The organism is Streptomyces sp. NPDC050211 (genome assembly GCF_040656035.1).
In the GTDB taxonomy this organism is placed as follows: domain Bacteria; phylum Actinomycetota; class Actinomycetes; order Streptomycetales; family Streptomycetaceae; genus Streptomyces.
This window is the reverse complement of sequence record NZ_JBFALC010000001.1, coordinates 374875-392539: the sequence shown is the minus strand read 5'-3', so window position 1 is coordinate 392539 and position 17665 is coordinate 374875. Positions and strand designations below refer to the sequence as shown.

The 17665-nt window shown below is 70.1% G+C and carries 11 protein-coding genes and 1 pseudogene; 2 read left to right on the top strand and 10 right to left on the bottom strand.

The features are described from left to right. Positions 1-511: 511 nt before the first annotated feature. Positions 512-3253: an AAA family ATPase gene (locus AB0I98_RS01710; protein ID WP_362933656.1), complete on the top strand. Its 2742-nt coding sequence runs from the start codon at positions 512-514 to the stop codon at positions 3251-3253. A gap of 47 nt (positions 3254-3300) precedes the next feature. On the opposite strand, the gene AB0I98_RS01705 is transcribed toward AB0I98_RS01710, so the two are convergent. After that, positions 3301-4284, bottom strand: a complete 984-nt coding sequence (locus AB0I98_RS01705) for a helix-turn-helix domain-containing protein (RefSeq protein ID WP_362933653.1) — start codon at positions 4282-4284, stop codon at positions 3301-3303. Between the two features lie 193 nt (positions 4285-4477). Here AB0I98_RS01705 and AB0I98_RS01700 point away from each other — a divergent pair, with 193 nt between their 5' ends. Next, positions 4478-5458 carry an alpha/beta hydrolase gene (locus tag AB0I98_RS01700; RefSeq protein WP_362933650.1) on the top strand — a complete coding sequence of 327 codons (981 nt, stop codon included), beginning with the start codon at positions 4478-4480 and terminating at the stop codon, positions 5456-5458. 505 nt (positions 5459-5963) lie between these two features. On the opposite strand, the gene AB0I98_RS01695 is transcribed toward AB0I98_RS01700, so the two are convergent. From AB0I98_RS01695 to AB0I98_RS01655, 9 genes and pseudogenes are all read right to left on the bottom strand, one after another. Next, positions 5964-8687 carry a BREX system ATP-binding domain-containing protein gene (locus tag AB0I98_RS01695; protein WP_362933647.1) on the bottom strand — a complete coding sequence of 908 codons (2724 nt, stop codon included), beginning with the start codon at positions 8685-8687 and terminating at the stop codon, positions 5964-5966. A gap of 377 nt (positions 8688-9064) precedes the next feature. Further along, complete coding sequence (locus AB0I98_RS01690) at positions 9065-10039, bottom strand: helix-turn-helix domain-containing protein (protein WP_362933644.1); 975 nt, start codon at positions 10037-10039, stop codon at positions 9065-9067. Positions 10040-10145: 106 nt separating this feature from the next. Further along, entirely contained in the window at positions 10146-10484 is a 339-nt protein-coding gene (locus tag AB0I98_RS01685; protein WP_362933782.1) for a GNAT family N-acetyltransferase, read from the bottom strand. Between the two features lie 42 nt (positions 10485-10526). Beyond that, positions 10527-11468, bottom strand: a pseudogene (locus AB0I98_RS01680) (pirin family protein); the annotation flags it as partial. A 26-nt stretch (positions 11469-11494) separates the two neighbouring features. Beyond that, positions 11495-13147 carry an MFS transporter gene (locus AB0I98_RS01675; RefSeq protein WP_362933641.1) on the bottom strand — a complete coding sequence of 551 codons (1653 nt, stop codon included), beginning with the start codon at positions 13145-13147 and terminating at the stop codon, positions 11495-11497. A 166-nt stretch (positions 13148-13313) separates the two neighbouring features. Further along, positions 13314-14051: a YoaK family protein gene (locus tag AB0I98_RS01670; RefSeq protein ID WP_362933638.1), complete on the bottom strand. Its 738-nt coding sequence runs from the start codon at positions 14049-14051 to the stop codon at positions 13314-13316. Further along, positions 14032-14556 (bottom strand): DoxX family protein, encoded by a 525-nt coding sequence (locus tag AB0I98_RS01665; RefSeq protein ID WP_362933635.1) that lies wholly within the window; start codon positions 14554-14556, stop codon positions 14032-14034. The genes AB0I98_RS01670 and AB0I98_RS01665 overlap by 20 nt, the downstream gene beginning before the upstream one ends. A gap of 43 nt (positions 14557-14599) precedes the next feature. Then, positions 14600-15262 carry a hydrolase gene (locus tag AB0I98_RS01660; RefSeq protein ID WP_362933632.1) on the bottom strand — a complete coding sequence of 221 codons (663 nt, stop codon included), beginning with the start codon at positions 15260-15262 and terminating at the stop codon, positions 14600-14602. 134 nt (positions 15263-15396) lie between these two features. Beyond that, a complete protein-coding gene (locus AB0I98_RS01655) occupies positions 15397-17286 on the bottom strand; it encodes an amidohydrolase (RefSeq protein WP_362933629.1) in 1890 nt (629 codons plus the stop codon). Between the last annotated feature and the right edge of the window lie 379 nt (positions 17287-17665).

The window sequence follows — 17665 nt, the reverse complement described above, 5'->3', positions numbered from 1 at the left end:
TGGCCTTCCATCGTGCGTACGGTGCGGTACTCGGCGGCGGCCTGGGGGCCGGTCTCAAGGAAGGGCCCCGGCGCGGACACGGGCGACGACGTCGGGTGGGTTCACGGCCCCGCCACGCTGAGCACGGATGAGATGCCTTGCGGCGCCGGTCCTCGAAGCGGCGGTCGTGAGAACGCGCACCGGAGGGCGCTTTCCAACGCTCTGGCTGCCGAAGCCCAGCACGTCATCAGTACCGACGCGGCCGGCTGATCAGGCTCGCGTGCGACAGCGACCACTGAGGCCAGATCGTCAGCGGAGCGCATGCTCACCAGCCCGTCGCCGACACCGCTCACTGCGGCGTATTATGTGCACGTACATAGAATTCCCCGCGGGGGCCAGCACATGCCTCAGCGTGCACAGTGGTCCCGAGTCAGGGCGGAGACCGCGATGAGCGGTCAGGATGGCCGTACCGCCGTTTTGCCGGGCGGTGAGTACGGGAGGGGGCGCTGCGGCGATGGAGGAAAAAAGCACGGTGCCGTCTTCGCTGGACGCGGAGGCGCTCGGACGAGCCGCGCAGTGGGAGCTCCTGCGAGAGGCGGTCGAGACGGTGACCGATGCGGGGCAGGCCCTGTGGCTGTCGGGTGAGGCCGGAATCGGCAAGACGGTCCTCCTCGAACAGGCCGGCAAGTACGCCGCAGGCCGTGGACTGCGACTGCTGAGGATCAGCGGAGCCGAGGGCGAGAAAGATCTGCCGTTCGCCGCCCTGCACCAATGGGTCTGGCCCTTGCTGGAGGAGGCACAGGAGCTGTCGTACGAGGGTCGCGCGGCGCTGGAACTGGCGCTGGGGGCCGGTTCGGGCGACGCGGCCGGCTCCTGCACGGTGCCCGCCGCCGCGCTGGACCTTCTGGGCGTGGTGTCGCGGCGGCAGCCCGTGGCGCTGCTCATCGACGACCTGCACTGGATCGACGCCTCCAGTGCCGAGGCCCTGTATTTCGTGCAGCGCAGACTTGCCGCGCTCCCGGTCGTCATGCTCGTGACGGTGCACAAGGAAGCGGTCGCCGCGACGGATTCCACAGGAGCCCGGATCCTGGAGCTCCAGCCGCTCGGCGACGAGGGGGCGCATGCGCTGTTGCGCGAGCTCCACCCCCGGCTGTCGTACGCCGCGCGCCGCCGCATCCTTCAGGAGTCCGCGGGCAATCCCCTCGCCCTCGCCGAGCTGCCCGCCCAGCTCGGCGAACCCCAGCGCACCGGACAGATGCCTTTGCCGGATCATCTGCCGCTGGGTGAACGCCTGGGCCGGATGTTCAAGCAACGGTTCGCGGCCCTGCCGGACTCCGCGCGGTTCGTCCTGCTGCTGTGCGCCCTGGCCGGCCGGGAGGGACAGTCGCTCCAGCTCATCGCCGCAGCCGCCCGAGCCGCCGACATCGGCACGGTGGACGCTGACCTGGCGGTGGCCGAAGACAGCGGGCTCATCCTCATCGACGGGGGAACACCGCAGGTCACATTCCGCCACCCGCTGGTGAGGGCGTCGCTTGTGGAGGCCGCGACGGGCACCGAGCTGCGACGGGCGCACGCGGCTCTGGCAGACGTACTGCCGCAGGGAGAACTGCGCCGGCTCACCCACCGGGCCGCCGCCACCGTCGCGGCAGACGAGACGCTGGCGACGGCGCTGGACGAGGCAGCAGCGCGGACGCAGTCGCGCGGCGGCGGCACCGACGCCGCTCATCTCTTCGCGCGCGCCGCCGGCCTGAGCGGTGACGCCGCAGGGCGCGGGCGCCGCCTCTTGGCCGCCGCCTGTGCGTCGGCGGCCGACGGCCAGCTCCATCTGGCTTCCCAATTGCTCGACCAAGCCGTCGCTCACGGCGTGCCGCAGGACAGCCGCTACCTGCTCGACTTCGCGCGTGCCATGGTCCGGCACGCAGACGGTGACATGGGTCCCGCCATCGAACTGCTGCCCGTCGTGCTCGACCGCCTCCCCGACGCGCAGGCCACGAGAACCATGCGGCTGTCGAGCCTATTCATGCTCTACGTCGCCGCCGGGTACACCGCCGATCCACTGGTGTGGGAGGCGATCTCCACCCGCCTGAGCGGCACGAGCGACTTCGCACGGCTGGGCCACGACGTCTGGAACGACCCGGCGCGCTGTGCCCACGGCGCGCAAGAGCGTTTCGAAGCCGCGCTGCGCACCTTTTCGGAGGACGGCGAGGCCGGTGAGGTCTGGCTGCTCCTGTGGGCCGCCGCCGGTCTTGACGGCATCGACGGCGACGCCCCGCTGTTCCGGCGGCTGGCTCGCCGCCACTCCTACGCCACACAGGCTTTCCTCAGCAACGTTGCCGCATACGGTGACTACCTGCACGGCCGCTGGGACCGCTGCGTAGAACGGGCTCGCGGGGGAGCCGTGGCGGCACGGGTGCGCGGGTTCCGTCTCAACGAGGCTGTCCTTCGCTACACGGAAGGCTACGTTGCCGCGGCCCGGGGACAGCAGCAAGCGGTGGACGACCTCGTCGCCTCCCTGCACCCCTGGGCCGCCGCACGTGGACTCACCTTCATCGTGCAGCGACTGCGCGCGATGCAGGCCCAGTGCGCACTGACCCTCGGCGACTACGAGACCGCCTACGCCCACGCCTCCTCGCTCACGCCCCCCGGCGTCTTCCCGGCCGATGTCACCAGGCTCAACATGGTGTTCCTCGACCTCGTCGAGTCAGCCGTGCACACCGGCCGGAACGAGGAAGCGCGTCGGCACGTGGAGGCGGGCCACGCCTGTCACCTGGACCGGATCTCCCCCCACCACGGATTCGTCCTGCTCGCCGCAGAGGCGATAGTGAGCGAGGACGTCGACCTGGCCGCCACGGCTGTGTACACGGCGCCCGGGGCTTCGCAGTGGCCCTTCGAACTGGCCCGGGTACGCCTTCACCACGGAGCCTGGCTGCGCCGGCAGAGGCGACGCGCCGAGGCCCGGGAGCAACTTGCCGCGGCCCACCGGATCTTCGTCGACCTCAAGGCGGACCCGTGGGCCGACCGCGCGGAACAGGAGCTCAGGGTGTGCGCCGAACCGACGCCCGCAGGGGCGTCCGGCGTGGTGGAGAGCCTGACCGTACAGGAACTGCGCATCGCCGAGCTGGTCGCGCAGGGGCTCACGAACCGGGACATCGGCACCCGTCTGCACCTCTCACCGAGAACAGTCGCCGGCCACCTTTACCGGGTCTATCCCAAGCTGGGCATCACCAGCCGGGCGGGTGTGGCCCGGGCCCTGGGCGGACACGAAACGCCGTAGGACGATCCGTTGGGGTACGTGCCCAAGGTGTTGCCGAGAGCGGGAGGTCATGGGGCCACCGGCGTGGGCCTCGCCACATGAGGTCCGGCGTTGCGCCAGTCGCTGGGGGAGCATCCGTACACCGCTTTGAACGACCGGCTGAAGTGGGCGGCGTTCTGAAACCCCCAGCTTCCGGCCACGACCGAGATCGTCGGAGTCGCCCTTCCCCGGCGCTCCAGTTCGCGTGCGCATGCCTCGAGCCGCCGTCGCTGGATCAACTTGCGGACGGTCGTCTCCTCACTCTCGAAAAGGAGGTGCAGGTAGCGGACGGAAATGCGGTGGACGTCGGCGATCAGCGCGGGGGAGAGGTCGGGGTTCCTGAGGTTTTCGTCGATGTACTGGCGGATCAGCGCGCGGAGGTGTTCTCGAGGGGTGGGGGGAGGGGCGTCTGTCCCCGGGCTCTGCTCGTCGATCAGCGCGGCCAGCAGGTTTGCGAGGTTCCCGGCCAGCCGGTCCCCGACGGAGGTGTGCACCTGCTCCGCCTCCGCCACCAGCGTCGCCACGAAGGGCTCCAGGAGCGCCGCGACGCCCCCCGTGGTCGGGACGGCGCGTCCCGTCATCTGCCGCGCGCGGGTACCCGAGACACCGAGGGCATGCCCGGGAATGCGGATCAGGTGCAGGCAGAACGGGTCGTGCTGCTCGAGAAAGAACGGCCAGCGCAAGTCGCACAGAGCCAGTTCACCCGGACGGATCGTGGTGCTGCGCCCATCTTGGTTGAGCGCCGCGGTGCCCGACACCTGAGCGAGTAACACCAGGTGATCGTCCGGGGCAGCCGTGACCAGACGCGTGGTGCGGCTCAGCCGCAGGGGATCGGCCCGCATCGACAGCACCCGGACGTATCCGAGGTCGCTGAATCGCAGCGTTCCCTCGAAGGGCCGCGACCGCTGCGGCGTCGACACGCGCAGCGGAGCCAGCCAGTCCCGCACGGCCCGTTCCCAGGTCGCGGCGCGTTCCGAGTCGGGCAGGACCGCCGTATTCACCACGGGTTGCACATCCACTCCTCGACTCGTCGTCGCCTCTTTCGACCAGTCTCGACAGGGCCGAGACCTGGCAGTCAGGTCATTTGACGGGTTGGTTGATGGCGGCGGGGGCGCGGCCGTACTCCCGGTGCCAGTGCGCGGACGGTCATGACGCAGTGCACACCGAGGCACGCGCGGCGCCGTGATCGTCCCTAGTGTCGTTCGCGTGTCCCCACCACGCCTTCCGCAGCAGCCGCCCGTCGTGTTGGAGCGAACGGCGAGGGAGTTCGTCCGCCACTACGTCTGCCCGTCGGTGCCCTCGGGCAGTGATCCCGGGCCGGCGCGGGCCGGTATCGCGCATTTGCTGGACAGGGAGAACCGGCGGTCCGAGCATGTCAGCGAGGAGTGGCTGTCCCTGCCAGCCCCCGGCCGCACAAGGACCACCGTGCGCATCCTCCGGCCGGTGGGCGCGGAGGAGCCGCTGCCGGTTGTTCTGTTCCTCCACGGCCTGGGGTGGATGCTGACGGACGCTTCCGCGCACGGTCGACTGCTCACTGACCTGGCTCTCGGAGTCGACGCGGCAGTCGTCGTACCGGAGTACGCTCGTTCGCCCGAAGCCCGGTACCCGGTGGCCGTGGAGCAGATCTACGCGACGGCGCGGTGGATCGCGGAGCACGGGCCTGACTGCCGGCTGGACGGTGAACGGCTTGCGGTCCTCGGCATCTCGGCGGGCGCCAACCTCGCCGCGGCCCTCACCCTCCTCGCCAGGGAGCGCGGCGGAGTCGGCCTCGTCCACCAGGTGCTCGTCTGTCCCGTCACAGACGCGGGCATGGACACCCGGTCGTATCAGGACTTCGGGGACGGCTACTTCCTCGGGAGACAGGCCATGCGTCATTTCTGGCAGCAGTACGTTCCTCGTCCTGCGGACCGGCTCAGGAGCACGGCATCACCCCTGCGCGCGACGGACGACGAACTCGCCGGGCTGCCGTCCGCCTTGATCATCACCGCGGAGGCCGATGTGCTTCGCGACGAGGGAGAGAGCTTCGCGGCCAGGTTGCGTCAGGTCGGCGTGCCCGTTGCCTCGATGCGCTACCACGGAACGGTTCACGGATTCGTCCTGTTCGACGCCCTGCGCGGCAGCGACGCGTCGAAGGCGGCGCGTACCCAGGCGTTGGACACATTGCACGCGGCTCTGCACACCTGGTAGGTCTGACGGCCCCGGCACATCCGTGCGGCGACAGCACAACGGACTGCGCCTTGCGGCAAGCCGCCCGAACCGGCTCGTCGTTGGGTGCCGCCGACAGCCGACGCGACCGAGGAGTGGGAGTCATGGCCCCGCGCCGGCCGATGAGCCGACGGAGGATTGCGATATCGAGCGCCGCCGTCGCCGTCACGCCCGGCCCGTTACCGGAAGCCGCCGCCCGGCCGCAGCGGTCCAACGCCGCTGACAGCCGGCGCGTCGAGGTGACGGACCCCCTCGCGGAACATGGTCGCCACGCTGCGAGGCGGCATCGCCCCGGCCGCGCAGCCGTTTCAGGCCGAGGGCGCCGGCTCGTCACCCAGAAGATCGTCGGCCGCGGGCTCTGGGCGGTGTCCGTCGCCATCGCTCCCGCACCCTTCTGCGAAGTGCTGCTCCCGCCGGAGAGGGAAGCAGGCCCGCAACAAGCACGCGCTGACCGGGATCACCGAGGTGCCGGGCCGCGGCCCGGCCCTCACAGGTCCTTCAGCGCCCGGGCGAGCGCGGCCCGGGAGGTGATCCCCAGCTTGGGGAACGCCTTGTACAGATGGTCGGCGACGGTACGGGGCGACAGGTGCAACAGCCGCCCGATGTCTTTGTTCGTCAGACCGTCCGCGGCGAGATGGGCGATGCGAAACTCTTGAGCCGTCAGCAGGTCCCGCCCTCCGGTTGACGCCGCCACCGCGTGTCCGGCAGCGCGCAGCTCATGCTCGGCCTGCTCCGCCCAGGGCGCGGCGTGCAGCGCGCGGAACGCGCGATGCGCCTCGCCGAGGACATGGCGAGCGGCGGCACGCCGGTGTCGGCGCAGCCATCCCCCGTGGGCGAGCCGCAGCCGCGCCGACTCGAAGACCCATCGCTCGGCATCCGGAACGGCGAGCGCGACCCGATACAGCTCCTCCGCGTCGTCGTCCGGCTCCGCGAGCGCGGAGGCGGCGGCCAGGAGGAACGCGTGGTGCGGAGAGATGTCCTCCATCCGGGCCGCCCGCGCCGCGGCTATGTGTGCCCTCGCCTCCGTGTACCGCCCGGTCCGCATGGCTGCGTCCACGAAGTCGAAGAAGGGCAGGTGAAACCAAGGGAGGCCGGACGGCAGCACGCCGGGCGGAGTGAGGGCGGCGAGGCGCGTGTATGCCTCCTCATGGCGGCTGTGGCCGAGGGCGACCAGGCCGCGCAGATGCGCGAGGCGGTCCGTGACGAGCTTCATCCGGGCCCGCCGTGCGACCGGCTCGATCAACCGCTCGATCTCCAGCAGGCCCGCCTCGTCACCCCGACCGGCCAGGAAGTGGGCGTAGTGATGCCGGAACATCAGCGCGTTGCAGTGATAGCCGAGTGCTTCGGCGGCCCCGGCTTCCCGACGGCAGCTGTCGGCCTGCTCCCAGTGGCCCTCCACGTAGTCCTGGTGGCCCTTGGCCTTCGCGATCGTGCCCTGCGTGGCGTAGGTGTGCTGTTCCGTGAACCGCCGCCGCATCGCCGCGTCCGCCATGTCCACCGAGGACGCCGTCCAGAGCAGGAGCCAGGCGGCGCCGGCCTCCCGCTCACCGCTCAAGTCCTGGGCGAGCGTTTGCAGTTCCGCACCCACTCCGTGTGCCGTCCGCGCCGGATCGGACCAGGCGCGCAGGCAGAGCCGGGCAAGCGGCGACACGCGTTCGCGGTGCTTGGCCAACGCGGCCCAGCCCCGGGGGTCGTCCGTGTACGCCGAGGCGAGCAGCAGCTTGAAATACGCCTGCTCGGCCAGCCCTTCGAAGGAGTCGGTACCGGGTTCCGTCAGGGTGTCCAGAATCTGGGGCAGCAGGGTGAAGGACGACTCGAAGTCGATCCGGTGGCTCTGATCGACGTAGACCGTGGCGTAGGCGAACAGGTGTGCCACGTCGGACGGCACCGGGCCGCGTTTGAGCTCGTCGAGGAGTTTCGCCGTGTAGGGCAGACGTCCGCCACGGGCCCCCATGACGGCGGCCCACGTCAGTCGCCGCGCACGGGAGAGCGGGTCGGGGCTGAGGGCCGCGGCGCGGTCGAGGAGCGACGCCGCCTCCGCGTCACCGCCTCTCAGAGACAGGCGCCGGCCCGCTTCTTCCAGCCGGCCCGCGAGGCCCTCGTCCGGGAGGAGCGTGGCGGCGGCCTCGTGCATCAGCCGGCGTGGGGCTTGTGCCGGGAGCGCTTCGGCGAGTTCCCGGTGGGCGTCGCGCTGTCGCTGCCCCGAGGCGCCCGCGACCACGGCGCTGCGCACCAGCGGATGCCGGAAGGCCAGACGGCCCACCGAGTCCGGCTGGGCGAGCCCGCTCGACTCGATGTGGTGGAGCACGTCCTCCACGCGGTCGCCGTCCTCGTCGCGGAGCCAGTTGCCGACGTCCCAGGCGGCCGTTCCACCGCCGAGTGCGACCAGCAGCAGGACGCGGCCGGCCTCGGCCGGCAGGGACGCGAGGCGGTCGGCGAACAGACGCTCCAGACGGTGTCCGAGCGGGAACTGCTCCGGCAGGGGCAAGATACCCCGCAGCTGGTCGGGGCTCAGTTGCAGAGGCAGTTCGAGAAGGGCCAGGGGATTGCCCGCCGCCTCTTCAAGGAGACGCTCAGCGGCGGAGTCACCGAGCGCGGGGTGCCGCCCGTGCAGCACTTGTGCGGCGTCCTCGGGCGCCAGGGCGCCGACATCGACCGGGTGCGTGGGCCAGCCGTCCGCCGCCGCACCGTCGGGTCGCCCGGCGCTCACGATCGCCACGGGCAGTCCGCTCATCCTGCGGTGCAGAAAGGCGAACACCGCGTTGCTCGAGGAGTCCACCCACTGCAGGTCGTCCAGGAGGATCAGCAGGGGATGCTCCTGCATCGTCTCGGCGAGCAGCGTCAGTGTCGCGGCGCCGACGAGGAACCCGCCACCGGGCGTCGCCGTCTCCTGCAGGCCCAGAGCCGACTCCAGGGCCTGTCTCTGACGTGTGGGCAAGGCCCCGGAGCCTTCCATGAGGGGCCGCAGAACCTGGTGCAGCGCCCCGAAGGCCAGATCGGCCTCGGCCTCCGAACCCACCGCGCGCAGCACGGTGAACCCGTGCCCGCGTGCTTGAACGGCCGTCCAGTCCAACAGGGCGGTCTTGCCGATGCCCGCCTCGCCGCGCAGCACCACGGCCGAGCCGGCGCCTGCCGACGCTTGGTCCAAGGCGTGGCGCAGCAAGGCCGTTTCCCGCCGACGTCCGACGAGGTCCCTGTCCGCTGTCGGCAACACTGTCCCCTCCTGCCCGTGGCCACCCGGCAGCACCTCTCAGCGACTGAGGCGAGCAGATGACGGGGGCGGCGGATGCCTGAGGCGAAGGATACGCCCGACTACGGCGTACCTGGCGAATTGGGACTTCCGCAGCACTCCTCTCGTCGGTTGCCGGTAGGGGCTCGCCCCGGCCGGATCTTCGCCGCCGCGAGTTCACACTCCTTCGCCCGCTGGGACTGTGTCTTCGACATGGGCGACGAAACCCGAGTCGGCCATCGCCGACCGCCTGTCGGCCACCCTCATCCACCTCGGCCACGGCATCACGCGAGCAGTCGGTGACGTACGACCGCTGCCGCCGTGGCCGTCACGGACACGGATGGGCGGCTGCTGAGCCCTTACGCGGCCTCGGCCGCTCCGCCCCGTCGGCCCGAGATCGTCGACGACGGCACGAGCTGCCCGCTCTTCTGCGCCCGGCCGTCTTGACGCACCTCCTCGGCTGTCTGCCATTCGCGAGGCGACAGTCCGTACGTGGCGCGGAACACGCGGCTGAAGTGGCTCGGGCTCACGAAGCCCGAACGTCGAGCGACCGCCGCCACCGTGGAGCTCATAGCCGTGGCCTGCGACAGATCCCGCCTGCTTCTTTCCAGCCGTTGATGCAGGATCCAGCGGCACACCGTGGTCTCTTCGTGCTCGAAGAGCTTGTGAAGGTAGCGGACCGAGACGTGGTGCGCGGCTGCGACCGCCTCCGGTGACAGTCCGGGATCGGACAAATTCCGAACGATGTAATCCTTGATGAGCGCCAGCATGGCGTGAGCCGATTCCGGCGCCTGCGGGTTCAGCTTTCCGGACCGTTCCTGGAGAAGCAGGGTCAGGAGGTCCGTTGCGATGATGCCGAGCCTGCGCCGGAGAGACACATCGAAGGCCCCCACACCCTGAGCCAGGCGCGTCAGGTACGTGGTCGCCAAACTGCTGCTGCCTCCGTTGCTCGAGAAGATGGTGGCGGTCAGCATCCGAAGGTCCTGCTCAGGCACTTGTAGCTCCCCGCGGGGCAGGTGAAACGCCGTGAAGCTGAACCCCTCCGCCAGTGCTTTGCGGAACGGCCGGCCCGAGTCGGACATGGCGAACTCGCCCGGCCGTATGAGGACCTGTCTGCCGTCCTGTTCGAGTGCGGCGGTCCCGCGGTGCTGAAGTGCGAAAGTGATCCACTCCTCGCCGTCCTTGGCGATCAGGCGTGGGGTTCGTGTGACCACCTGGGGGCCAGCCCGGACCACGGACATCTGCAGGGATCCGAGCTGATCGCTCGATATCGTCCCCGCCGAAGGCTCACGCTCGAGAAGCGTTACCCCGAGGGGTATGAACGTGTTCGACACCACCTCGTGCCAACACTCCGCCCGCTGGGACAGAGAAAGTGGTGTGGTCGAGAGAACGACTGACACATTGACCTCCAACAGGAATGTGAGTGGCTCGACTCGGCCGTCAGCCCAGCTCCGTGTTGAGCCACCGCAGGACATCCGGGGTCACCGGGTCGGTGATGTCGTTGAACTCCTCATGCCGGGTCAGGTACTTGGCCACATAGGGGCAGACGGGCACGATGCGCTTGCCTGACCTGCGCACGTCGGAGAGTGCCTCGTGGACCAGCCGCGCGGCCAGCCCCTGGCCGGCGAAGGTGTCTCCGACTTCCGTGTGGTAGAAGACCCGCTGCTCACCATGGTCGCGGTACGCGGTCAGGCCGGCGCGCCTTCCGTCGACGAGGATTTCGTAGCGGTGCTTGTCGTCCACTCGCTCGACGGTCGGAGCGGCGGAAGGCTGGGTCATCGGGATCCTTTGGGTCGGTGCGGGCCTGCGGCGCGGTGGAATTCCGCGCGGTGCGATGGCGGCGTTCGGCAGGGCGGGCGCGGGAAGGCGGTCGCCGTCGTATCCGTCGACCGCGCCGAAGCGTTCGGAGGCGTTTTGCCAGTCCTCCCGAGCCTGGACGATCTCTGCGTGGCTGCGGCCGATGAAGTTCCACCACATGACGATCTGTTCGTCGAAGGGCGTTCCACCGAGCAGGACGGTCCGGGCTGTGTCGTCCGACTCGTTCGTCAACGTCAGTGTGTGGTTTCCGGTGTCGGCGTATCCCAACTCCGCAGGACGCAGAAGGGTGTCGGTCATGCGGACAGGTCCGCGGTCGACGAGAAGACCATGCTCGAAGCCGGGTTCGACGGCGAGTGTGACGGTCGCCCTGGGATCCAGGAGGATTTCGGCGCCGAGCAGGGGCGTGAACGTCTGTACGGGGGATACGTCCCCGGCGAAGGAGCCCAGGAACACCCGGACCTCGGCCCCTGCGGTCCGTACGGGGTGGGGCACGTAATGCTGGAAGTCGCGTTCCGCGTTCCTGTGCTGTTCGGGCAGCGCCACCCACAACTGCACGCCGTGCAGGACCGTGGTCCGCGCGGTCGAGACCTCCGAGTGACTTATGCCGTACCCGCCCGTCATGAGGTTGAGCTCGCCCGGCCGTACCAGCGCGTGGCTGCCGAGACTGTCCCGGTGCTCGATCTCGCCGCTGAACAGCCAACTCACTGTCTGCAGTCCGGTGTGCGGATGCGGCGCGACGTCCATGCCACCCGTGACGGCGACGTCGTCGGGGCCGTAGTGATCGGCGAAGCACCAAGCTCCGATCAGGGGGCGAGCGCGCTGCGGCAGTGTGCGCCGTACCTTCATCGCCCGTGGGCCGCCGAGAGGGACGTCGCGTGGGACGAGTACGTCGATGTGCGGGACTCCCGTGCCCCGTTCGCCGTCGGCAGGTGTTGCGCTGTGCAGCTCGCCAGTCTCTGTTTCGACGTTGCTCACTGGGCAGCGCCTCCTTTGCTTGCCGGGACAACGGGTCCCGCGGACGTGTCGAAGGCATGAGTGACCTCTGGCCGGGTGCCGGGAACGAGGAGGCGGCGTGCCCGCTCCTCGTGGCGGCGGTCGGTGAGGGTGAGCCGGTCGCTGTGCTGGGCGAGATGCTCGGACCAGGAGGCGACCAGGTAGTTCTCGATGAAGTGCCCGGGTTCCTGGCCGTCCTGGTACAGCCCCCAGGTGAGGGCCCCGGTTCGCCGCCGGGAACGGGCCACGTGATGCATGCGGTCGCTGAAGGCGGACGCCTTCCCCGGGGCTACGCGGTAGGAGACGGTGACCAGTACCGGGCCGTCGGCCGGCCCGGGCTCGAACACCAGGGGCGGGACCGGCCAGTGCTCGGACGGGGAGGGGTCGACGCCCTCGGCCCCGTGCAGCGGCCAGCGACGCAGGCTGAGGGCACTGACCAGCAGCAACGCACTGCCGGCCAGGAGGGGAGCGGCGAGCCCCAGCCGGTCGGCGAGGGCACCCCACAGTGGCGCCACCAGCGCCTGGCCGCCTTGGAAGACAAGGAGATAGACGGCGAGGCCACGGGCCCTGACCCAGCCCGGGAGCCGCGTCTGCATGGCCGCGTTGAGGGTGGACAGGACCCCGATCCACGCCAGACCCGCGAACAGCAGTGCCACCGTCACCAGCCACGGGATGCGCACGGTGGCCAGTACCGCCAGGACACTCGCGAAGGCCAGGGCACCGCTGCCCAGAGTGCCGTTGGCGCCGAGCACCCGGTTGCTGTGGGGCAGCACGAAGGCGCCCGCCACTGCTCCGACGCCGACCGCGCCCAGCAGCAGCCCGTAGCCGCCCGAGTCAAGGTGCAGGGAGCGGCTCGCGACGAGCGGCAGCAGCGCCCAGAGGGCGGCCCCACCGGGGATGAACAGAACCATGCGCAGGAGCACCCGCCGGATGTCCGGTGAGTACCACACGTAGCGGCGGCCTGCGTCGAGGGCGGTCAGCAGTTTCTCACCGCCGGGGGCCGGGGTGACGGTCAGGGGGCGTCGCCAGAGCAGCAGGACGGCGGCGATACCGAGGTAGGAAGCGGCGTTGAAGGCGAAGACCCACCCCGCGCCCGCAGTCGCTACGACCACTCCGCCCACGGCAGGCCCGAGGGCGCGGGCCAGATTCATGTTCACGCCGCCGAGCGCGGCAGCCTGTCCCAGCTGGCGGCGTTCCACCAGCTCCGGCTGGATCGCCTGCCAGGCCGGGCCCATCAAGGCGGTGCCGCATCCCAGGAGGAAGGTGAGGACGAGCAGCAGTACGGGAGTGAGCGTGTTCGCGAACGCCAGCGCGGTCAGCGCACTGGAGACCGCGAGCATGGCCAACTGCGCGACCAGGAGCACCCCGCGACGGTCGTACCGGTCGGCGACCACGCCCGAGGGCAGCGCCAGGAGTACGACGGGCAGGCTGGACGCCGTCTGGACGAGCGTCACCAGTGCCGCGTCCTGCCCGATCAGGAGCCACTGAGCACCCACCATCTGCATCCAGCTGCCGACGTTGGAGACCAACTGGGCGATCCACAGCGCCCGGAAGACACGCGCCGCGAGCGGCGCCCATGCCGATTCCGGCTTCGGGGACCGGGTTGGTGTGAAGGGTGGTGCAGTGCTCATGCTGGTCCATGAGGGGTGAGTGGGGGCGCGTTGACTTCCGGCAGGTGTCGCGCGTGTCGGGCGGCTGATGACGTGGTCAAGCTAGAACCGGCCCACCGGTGGCTGTTGTCCCTCGGCGCACCGGTTCTTGTCCGTGGGTGCAGCCACCGGTGGGCCGGTGCGTCGTTCAGGGCCGCGGCCGGACCCAGGTCGCGTCGGCCACCGAGAGGCGATGGGTGGTCACGGAGATGACCGCGAGCAGCACCAGCGCCAGGCCCAGGGTGAGGGCGAGATGGCCGTGCAGGACGAGCTGGGCTCCGACGAGAGCGCCGAGGAACATGGCGAGCACGGAGAGGACCCGGCGGCCGGGGCGGGGCGCCTCGCCGCCGGCCGGGGTGGAATCCGCTGCCAGGCCCGTCAGGGTCAGGGTCAGAACGGTCGTGGTGAGGTCCGGGACGCCGAGGCGCCGGGCGACCGCGTTCTGCAGGCCCATGGCGAGCCCCAGGAACACGATCAGGGTGTACCGGACGCCGGTGGTGACCGGCCCGGCCGATACGGCGGCGACCACCACGGTGACCGCGACCAGGACGGTCTGCACAGCCGTGGCCGAACTCAACAGGCGCCCCCGGTGCGTGGCGAACCGGGTGCCGAGCCGGCCCCCGGCGAGCGCTCCGAGAAGGAAGGCGACCATCGAGACGACGGACGCCAGCGCGGACAGGCTCTCGGCGCCCGCCAAAGCGAACCCGAGGAAGACCACGTTGCCGGTCATGTTGGCGACGAAGACATGCCCGAGTGCCAGATAGCTCACGGCGTCGACCAGCCCGGTGACCACCGTCAGCGTCAGCATCAGGGGAGGCAGCGGGCCGTGACGTTCCTCTGCGCGCGGTACCAGGGTACGGATCGCGTCACTCAGCAGCCTGCGCATACCGTGTCCCTTCCGTTGCGGTAGCCGGCTGGTGCAGCACCACGCGGGTGAGCAGAGCGCTCGACGGTCCGATCACGATCGCGGCGACAGCGACCCAGACCGGCCAGGGGGTGACGCCCAGGGCGCGGTCCACGGACCACCGTCCTGGCCCGGTCAGGGCCAGTGCGGCGGAGACGACGACGAGGACGAGGGGGTATTCGTAGCCGTCGTTCTGGACCCACAGTCCCTTGTGCCACTTGACGGTGCCCGCGACCGTCATCACGCCCATGGCGGCCATCGCGGCCAGGGGCGTGAGCAGGCCGGCTGCCAAGAACAGGCCGGAACCGATCTGACTGGCTCCCGCGGCGAGCGCGGTCAGCCGGCCGCCGCGGAATCCGTCCCGGCGGAACTCCTCGGTCCCGCCCGCCAAGCCATGGCCTCCGAGCCGGAAGCTCACCTTCTGCACACCGTGCCCGGCGATGAGCAACCCCACCACCAGCCGGAGGATCAACAGTCCAGCGTCCATCGTGTTCCTGCCTGTTCCTGACGTTCCTGTCCCGGCGCCGGGATCAGCCGGCGGAGTGGGCGCCGATGACGGCCTGCGCGTAGACCATGCCGAGGCCGTAGGCGCCGCCGTGCTCCTTGACCACGTCGCCCACGGCGGCGTACGTCTCGGTGCGCGCCCAGTCGCGCTGGAGTTCCAGGAGCACCTGCACCCAGGTGACCGGGATTGCGCCGCCCTGCACCATGCGCTGGATCGCGTGCTCGTGGGCCTGCGGGCTGACACCACCGGACGCGTCGGTGACCACGTAGACCTCGTAGCCCTGGGCGATGGCGGAGAGCGCGGGCAGGACGACGCAGACCTCGGTCCACAGACCGGCGATGACGAGCTTCTTGCGGCCGGTCGCCTTGACCGCCTCGACGAAGTTCACGTCCTCCCAGGCGTTCATCGTGCTGCGGTCAATGATCTTGTTGTCGGGGAAGACCGCCGCCAGCTGCGGCATGATCGGGCCGGAGAACGACTCGGCGGCCACGGTGCTCAGCACGACCGGCACGTCGAACGCCTTGGCGGACTTGGCCAGGCCCACGGTGGAGTTGATGATGGCGGTGCGGTCGCCGCTGCCGGTGCCGAAGAACATCTGCGGCTGGTGGTCCACGAACAGCACCGCGCAGTTGTCCGGGGTGAGCAGGTCGGGGCTGGGGGCTGCGGTGACCTCGGCGATGTTGACCATGAGTTGAGCCTTTCTCGGTAAGCGATGGCGCGGGCGCGGACTGCTGCCCGTGCCGTGGGAAGAACCGTCCGTTGGGACGGAGCTGGTGGGGGTCCCGGAAGGGACGGCTCAAGAGCCCGGCCCCTTCCGGGAGTTCAGAGGTCGAAGCAGGGATCGAAGGGAGTGCTCGCGGCGTCCGGGACCAGGCCACGCGCGATGCGCCACTGGCGATGCTGCTCCGACTCGGCGACGGCCTGGCCGAGCAACTCCGCTTGGTGGGCGCCGGGAAGGGCTGTCCGGCGGGACGCCTGGTAGCCGCCGAAGTGCGCCACTGGGCTCCAGGCCGGGCTGACGGGGGGAAGTTCCTCGTCGAGCCCGTCGTACTCGGCGGCGGCGTAGACGATCCGGCCGCCGGTCACCGTCAGCAGTGACTCGATGTGCGCGATGTCCGGCTCGGCCACGGCGAAGTAGTCCTCGGACAGGACCGCCAGGTCGGCGTAACATCCCGGCCGCAGCACGCCCTTCACCTCGTCCTCGCCGGTCAGGGCGGCGCCGGCGCGCGTGAACATCGCCAGTGCCGTCTGCCGGTCGACGCGGTTCTGCGGCGGGTGCAGCGTCAGATCGCCGACGTTGCGGCCGCTGACGAGCCAGTGCAGGGCGACCCAGGGGTTGTAGGTGGAGACCCGGGTGGCGTCGGTGCCGGCGCCCACGGTCAGGCCGCGGTCCAGCATGGCCCGGATCGGCGGGGCGTCGGCGGCGGCACCGGGGCCGTAGCGCCGTACGAACGCCTCTCCCTGGAAGGACAGGCGGTTCTGCACGGACATCGCGCCGCCGAGAGCGGCGATGCGGTCGAGGCTGTCCGCCGTGACGGTCTCCGCATGGTCGAACAGCCACCGGTTCCCGGCAGGGAAGAGCCCTTCCGCGGCGAGCTTCTCGAACACCGTGAGGTCACGGCGAATGGTTTCGTCGTAAGTGGCGTGCAGCCGGAATCCCCAGCCGTTCTCCATGAGCAGGCGCACCGCCTTCTCGAACTCCGCCTCGTAGTCAGGGGTGAGTTCCGGACGCGGCTGGGTGAAGTTCTCGAAGTCGGCGGCCGCCCAGGTGAGATTCTCACCCGCGCCGTTCAGCCGCAGCCATTCGTCCCCGTCCTCGGGGCGGGCCATTTCGATCCAGCGGGCGAGATCGTCGATCTCCTGGCCGGGATTCTGCGGGAAAAGATGGTAGGCGATGCGCAACGACAGCTGTCCGGCCTTGGCCAGTTCGACGACGGTGGCGTAGTTGTCGGGGAAGTTCTGGAAACCGCCGGCGGCGTCGATCGCCGAGGTCAGTCCGAATCTGTTCAGCTCTCGTAGGAAATGCCGGGTGGACGTCTTCTTGTCCTCACCCTCCAGTACCGGCGCCTTGGCCAGGGTCGAGTAGAGGATGAGGGCGCTGGGAGCGGCCAGCAGCATGCCGGTCGGTTCCCCGTCCCGGCCCCGGACGATCTGGCCGCCCTTGGGGTCGGGCGTGTCCCGGGTGAAGCCCGCGGCCTTGAGTGCCGCCCGGTTCAGCACGGCCGACTGGTACAGATGCAGGACGAACACCGGGGTGTCCGGGGCGACGGCGTTCAGTTCGGCGACTGTCGGCAGCCGGCGTTCGGTGAACTGCTCGGCCGACCACCCACCCACCACCCGCACCCACTGGCCCTTGGGGGTACGAGCGGCCTGCTCACGCAGCATCGCCAGGCCCTGACGCAGGCTGCGCACGCCGTCCCAGCGCAGCTCCAGTACGTAGTTGAGGCCCCCGCGAATCACGTGCAGGTGGGCGTCATTGAGGCCGGGAATCACCCGTCGCCCGAGCGCGTCGACCACCTTCGTGCCCGCGCCGATGCGGGGAGCCACGTCCTTGTCGTCACCGACGACTGTGATGACGCCGTCGTGGATGGCGAGTGCCTCCGCATGGGGGCGAACCGGGTCGCCGGTGTGGATCTTCGCGTTGCGGACGATGAGGTCCGCGGCATCGTCGATGGCATGCGGAACCAGTCCGCCGACGGGCATGGTTGACATCTCTTGAAACCCCCTCCGGGAATACGACTTCGATTCAAGTCATGGCTGGTAGCGACGGACTTCGGCGATTCCGTCGTGCCCGAATGCCCGTTTGTTCGAATCGAACCGAGTGAATTCCACCGACACTCGTCGTGCCCTTGGAACGAGGGCAGGCCCTGTCTGTGCGGGGCCGCGGTTGCTTCGCCATCACGATAGCCATGACAGACGCACCCCCCATGTCCCGCCAGTGCACAGGACTTTGCCTCACCGCGCACCGACTCGCCCCTGCTCTGAATGTCATGACGGAGGCCAGAAGGCAGCCGTGCACTGTGAGGACATCGGCGGTGCGCTGGTCGGCAATTGCCGCAAGCTCGGCGGTTCTAACGTGGCGAACAGCGGC

Bases quoted from the DNA above. Each gene is read 5' to 3' on its own strand.
- AB0I98_RS01685 (WP_362933782.1), bottom strand. From the start codon at position 10,484: ATGACCCAGCCTTCCGCCGCTCCGACCGTCGAGCGAGTGGACGACAAG.
- AB0I98_RS01675 (WP_362933641.1), bottom strand. From the start codon at position 13,147: ATGAGCACTGCACCACCCTTCACACCAACCCGGTCCCCGAAGCCGGAA.
- AB0I98_RS01670 (WP_362933638.1), bottom strand. From the start codon at position 14,051: ATGCGCAGGCTGCTGAGTGACGCGATCCGTACCCTGGTACCGCGCGCA.
- AB0I98_RS01665 (WP_362933635.1), bottom strand. From the start codon at position 14,556: ATGGACGCTGGACTGTTGATCCTCCGGCTGGTGGTGGGGTTGCTCATC.
- AB0I98_RS01660 (WP_362933632.1), bottom strand. From the start codon at position 15,262: ATGGTCAACATCGCCGAGGTCACCGCAGCCCCCAGCCCCGACCTGCTC.
- AB0I98_RS01655 (WP_362933629.1), bottom strand. From the start codon at position 17,286: ATGTCAACCATGCCCGTCGGCGGACTGGTTCCGCATGCCATCGACGAT.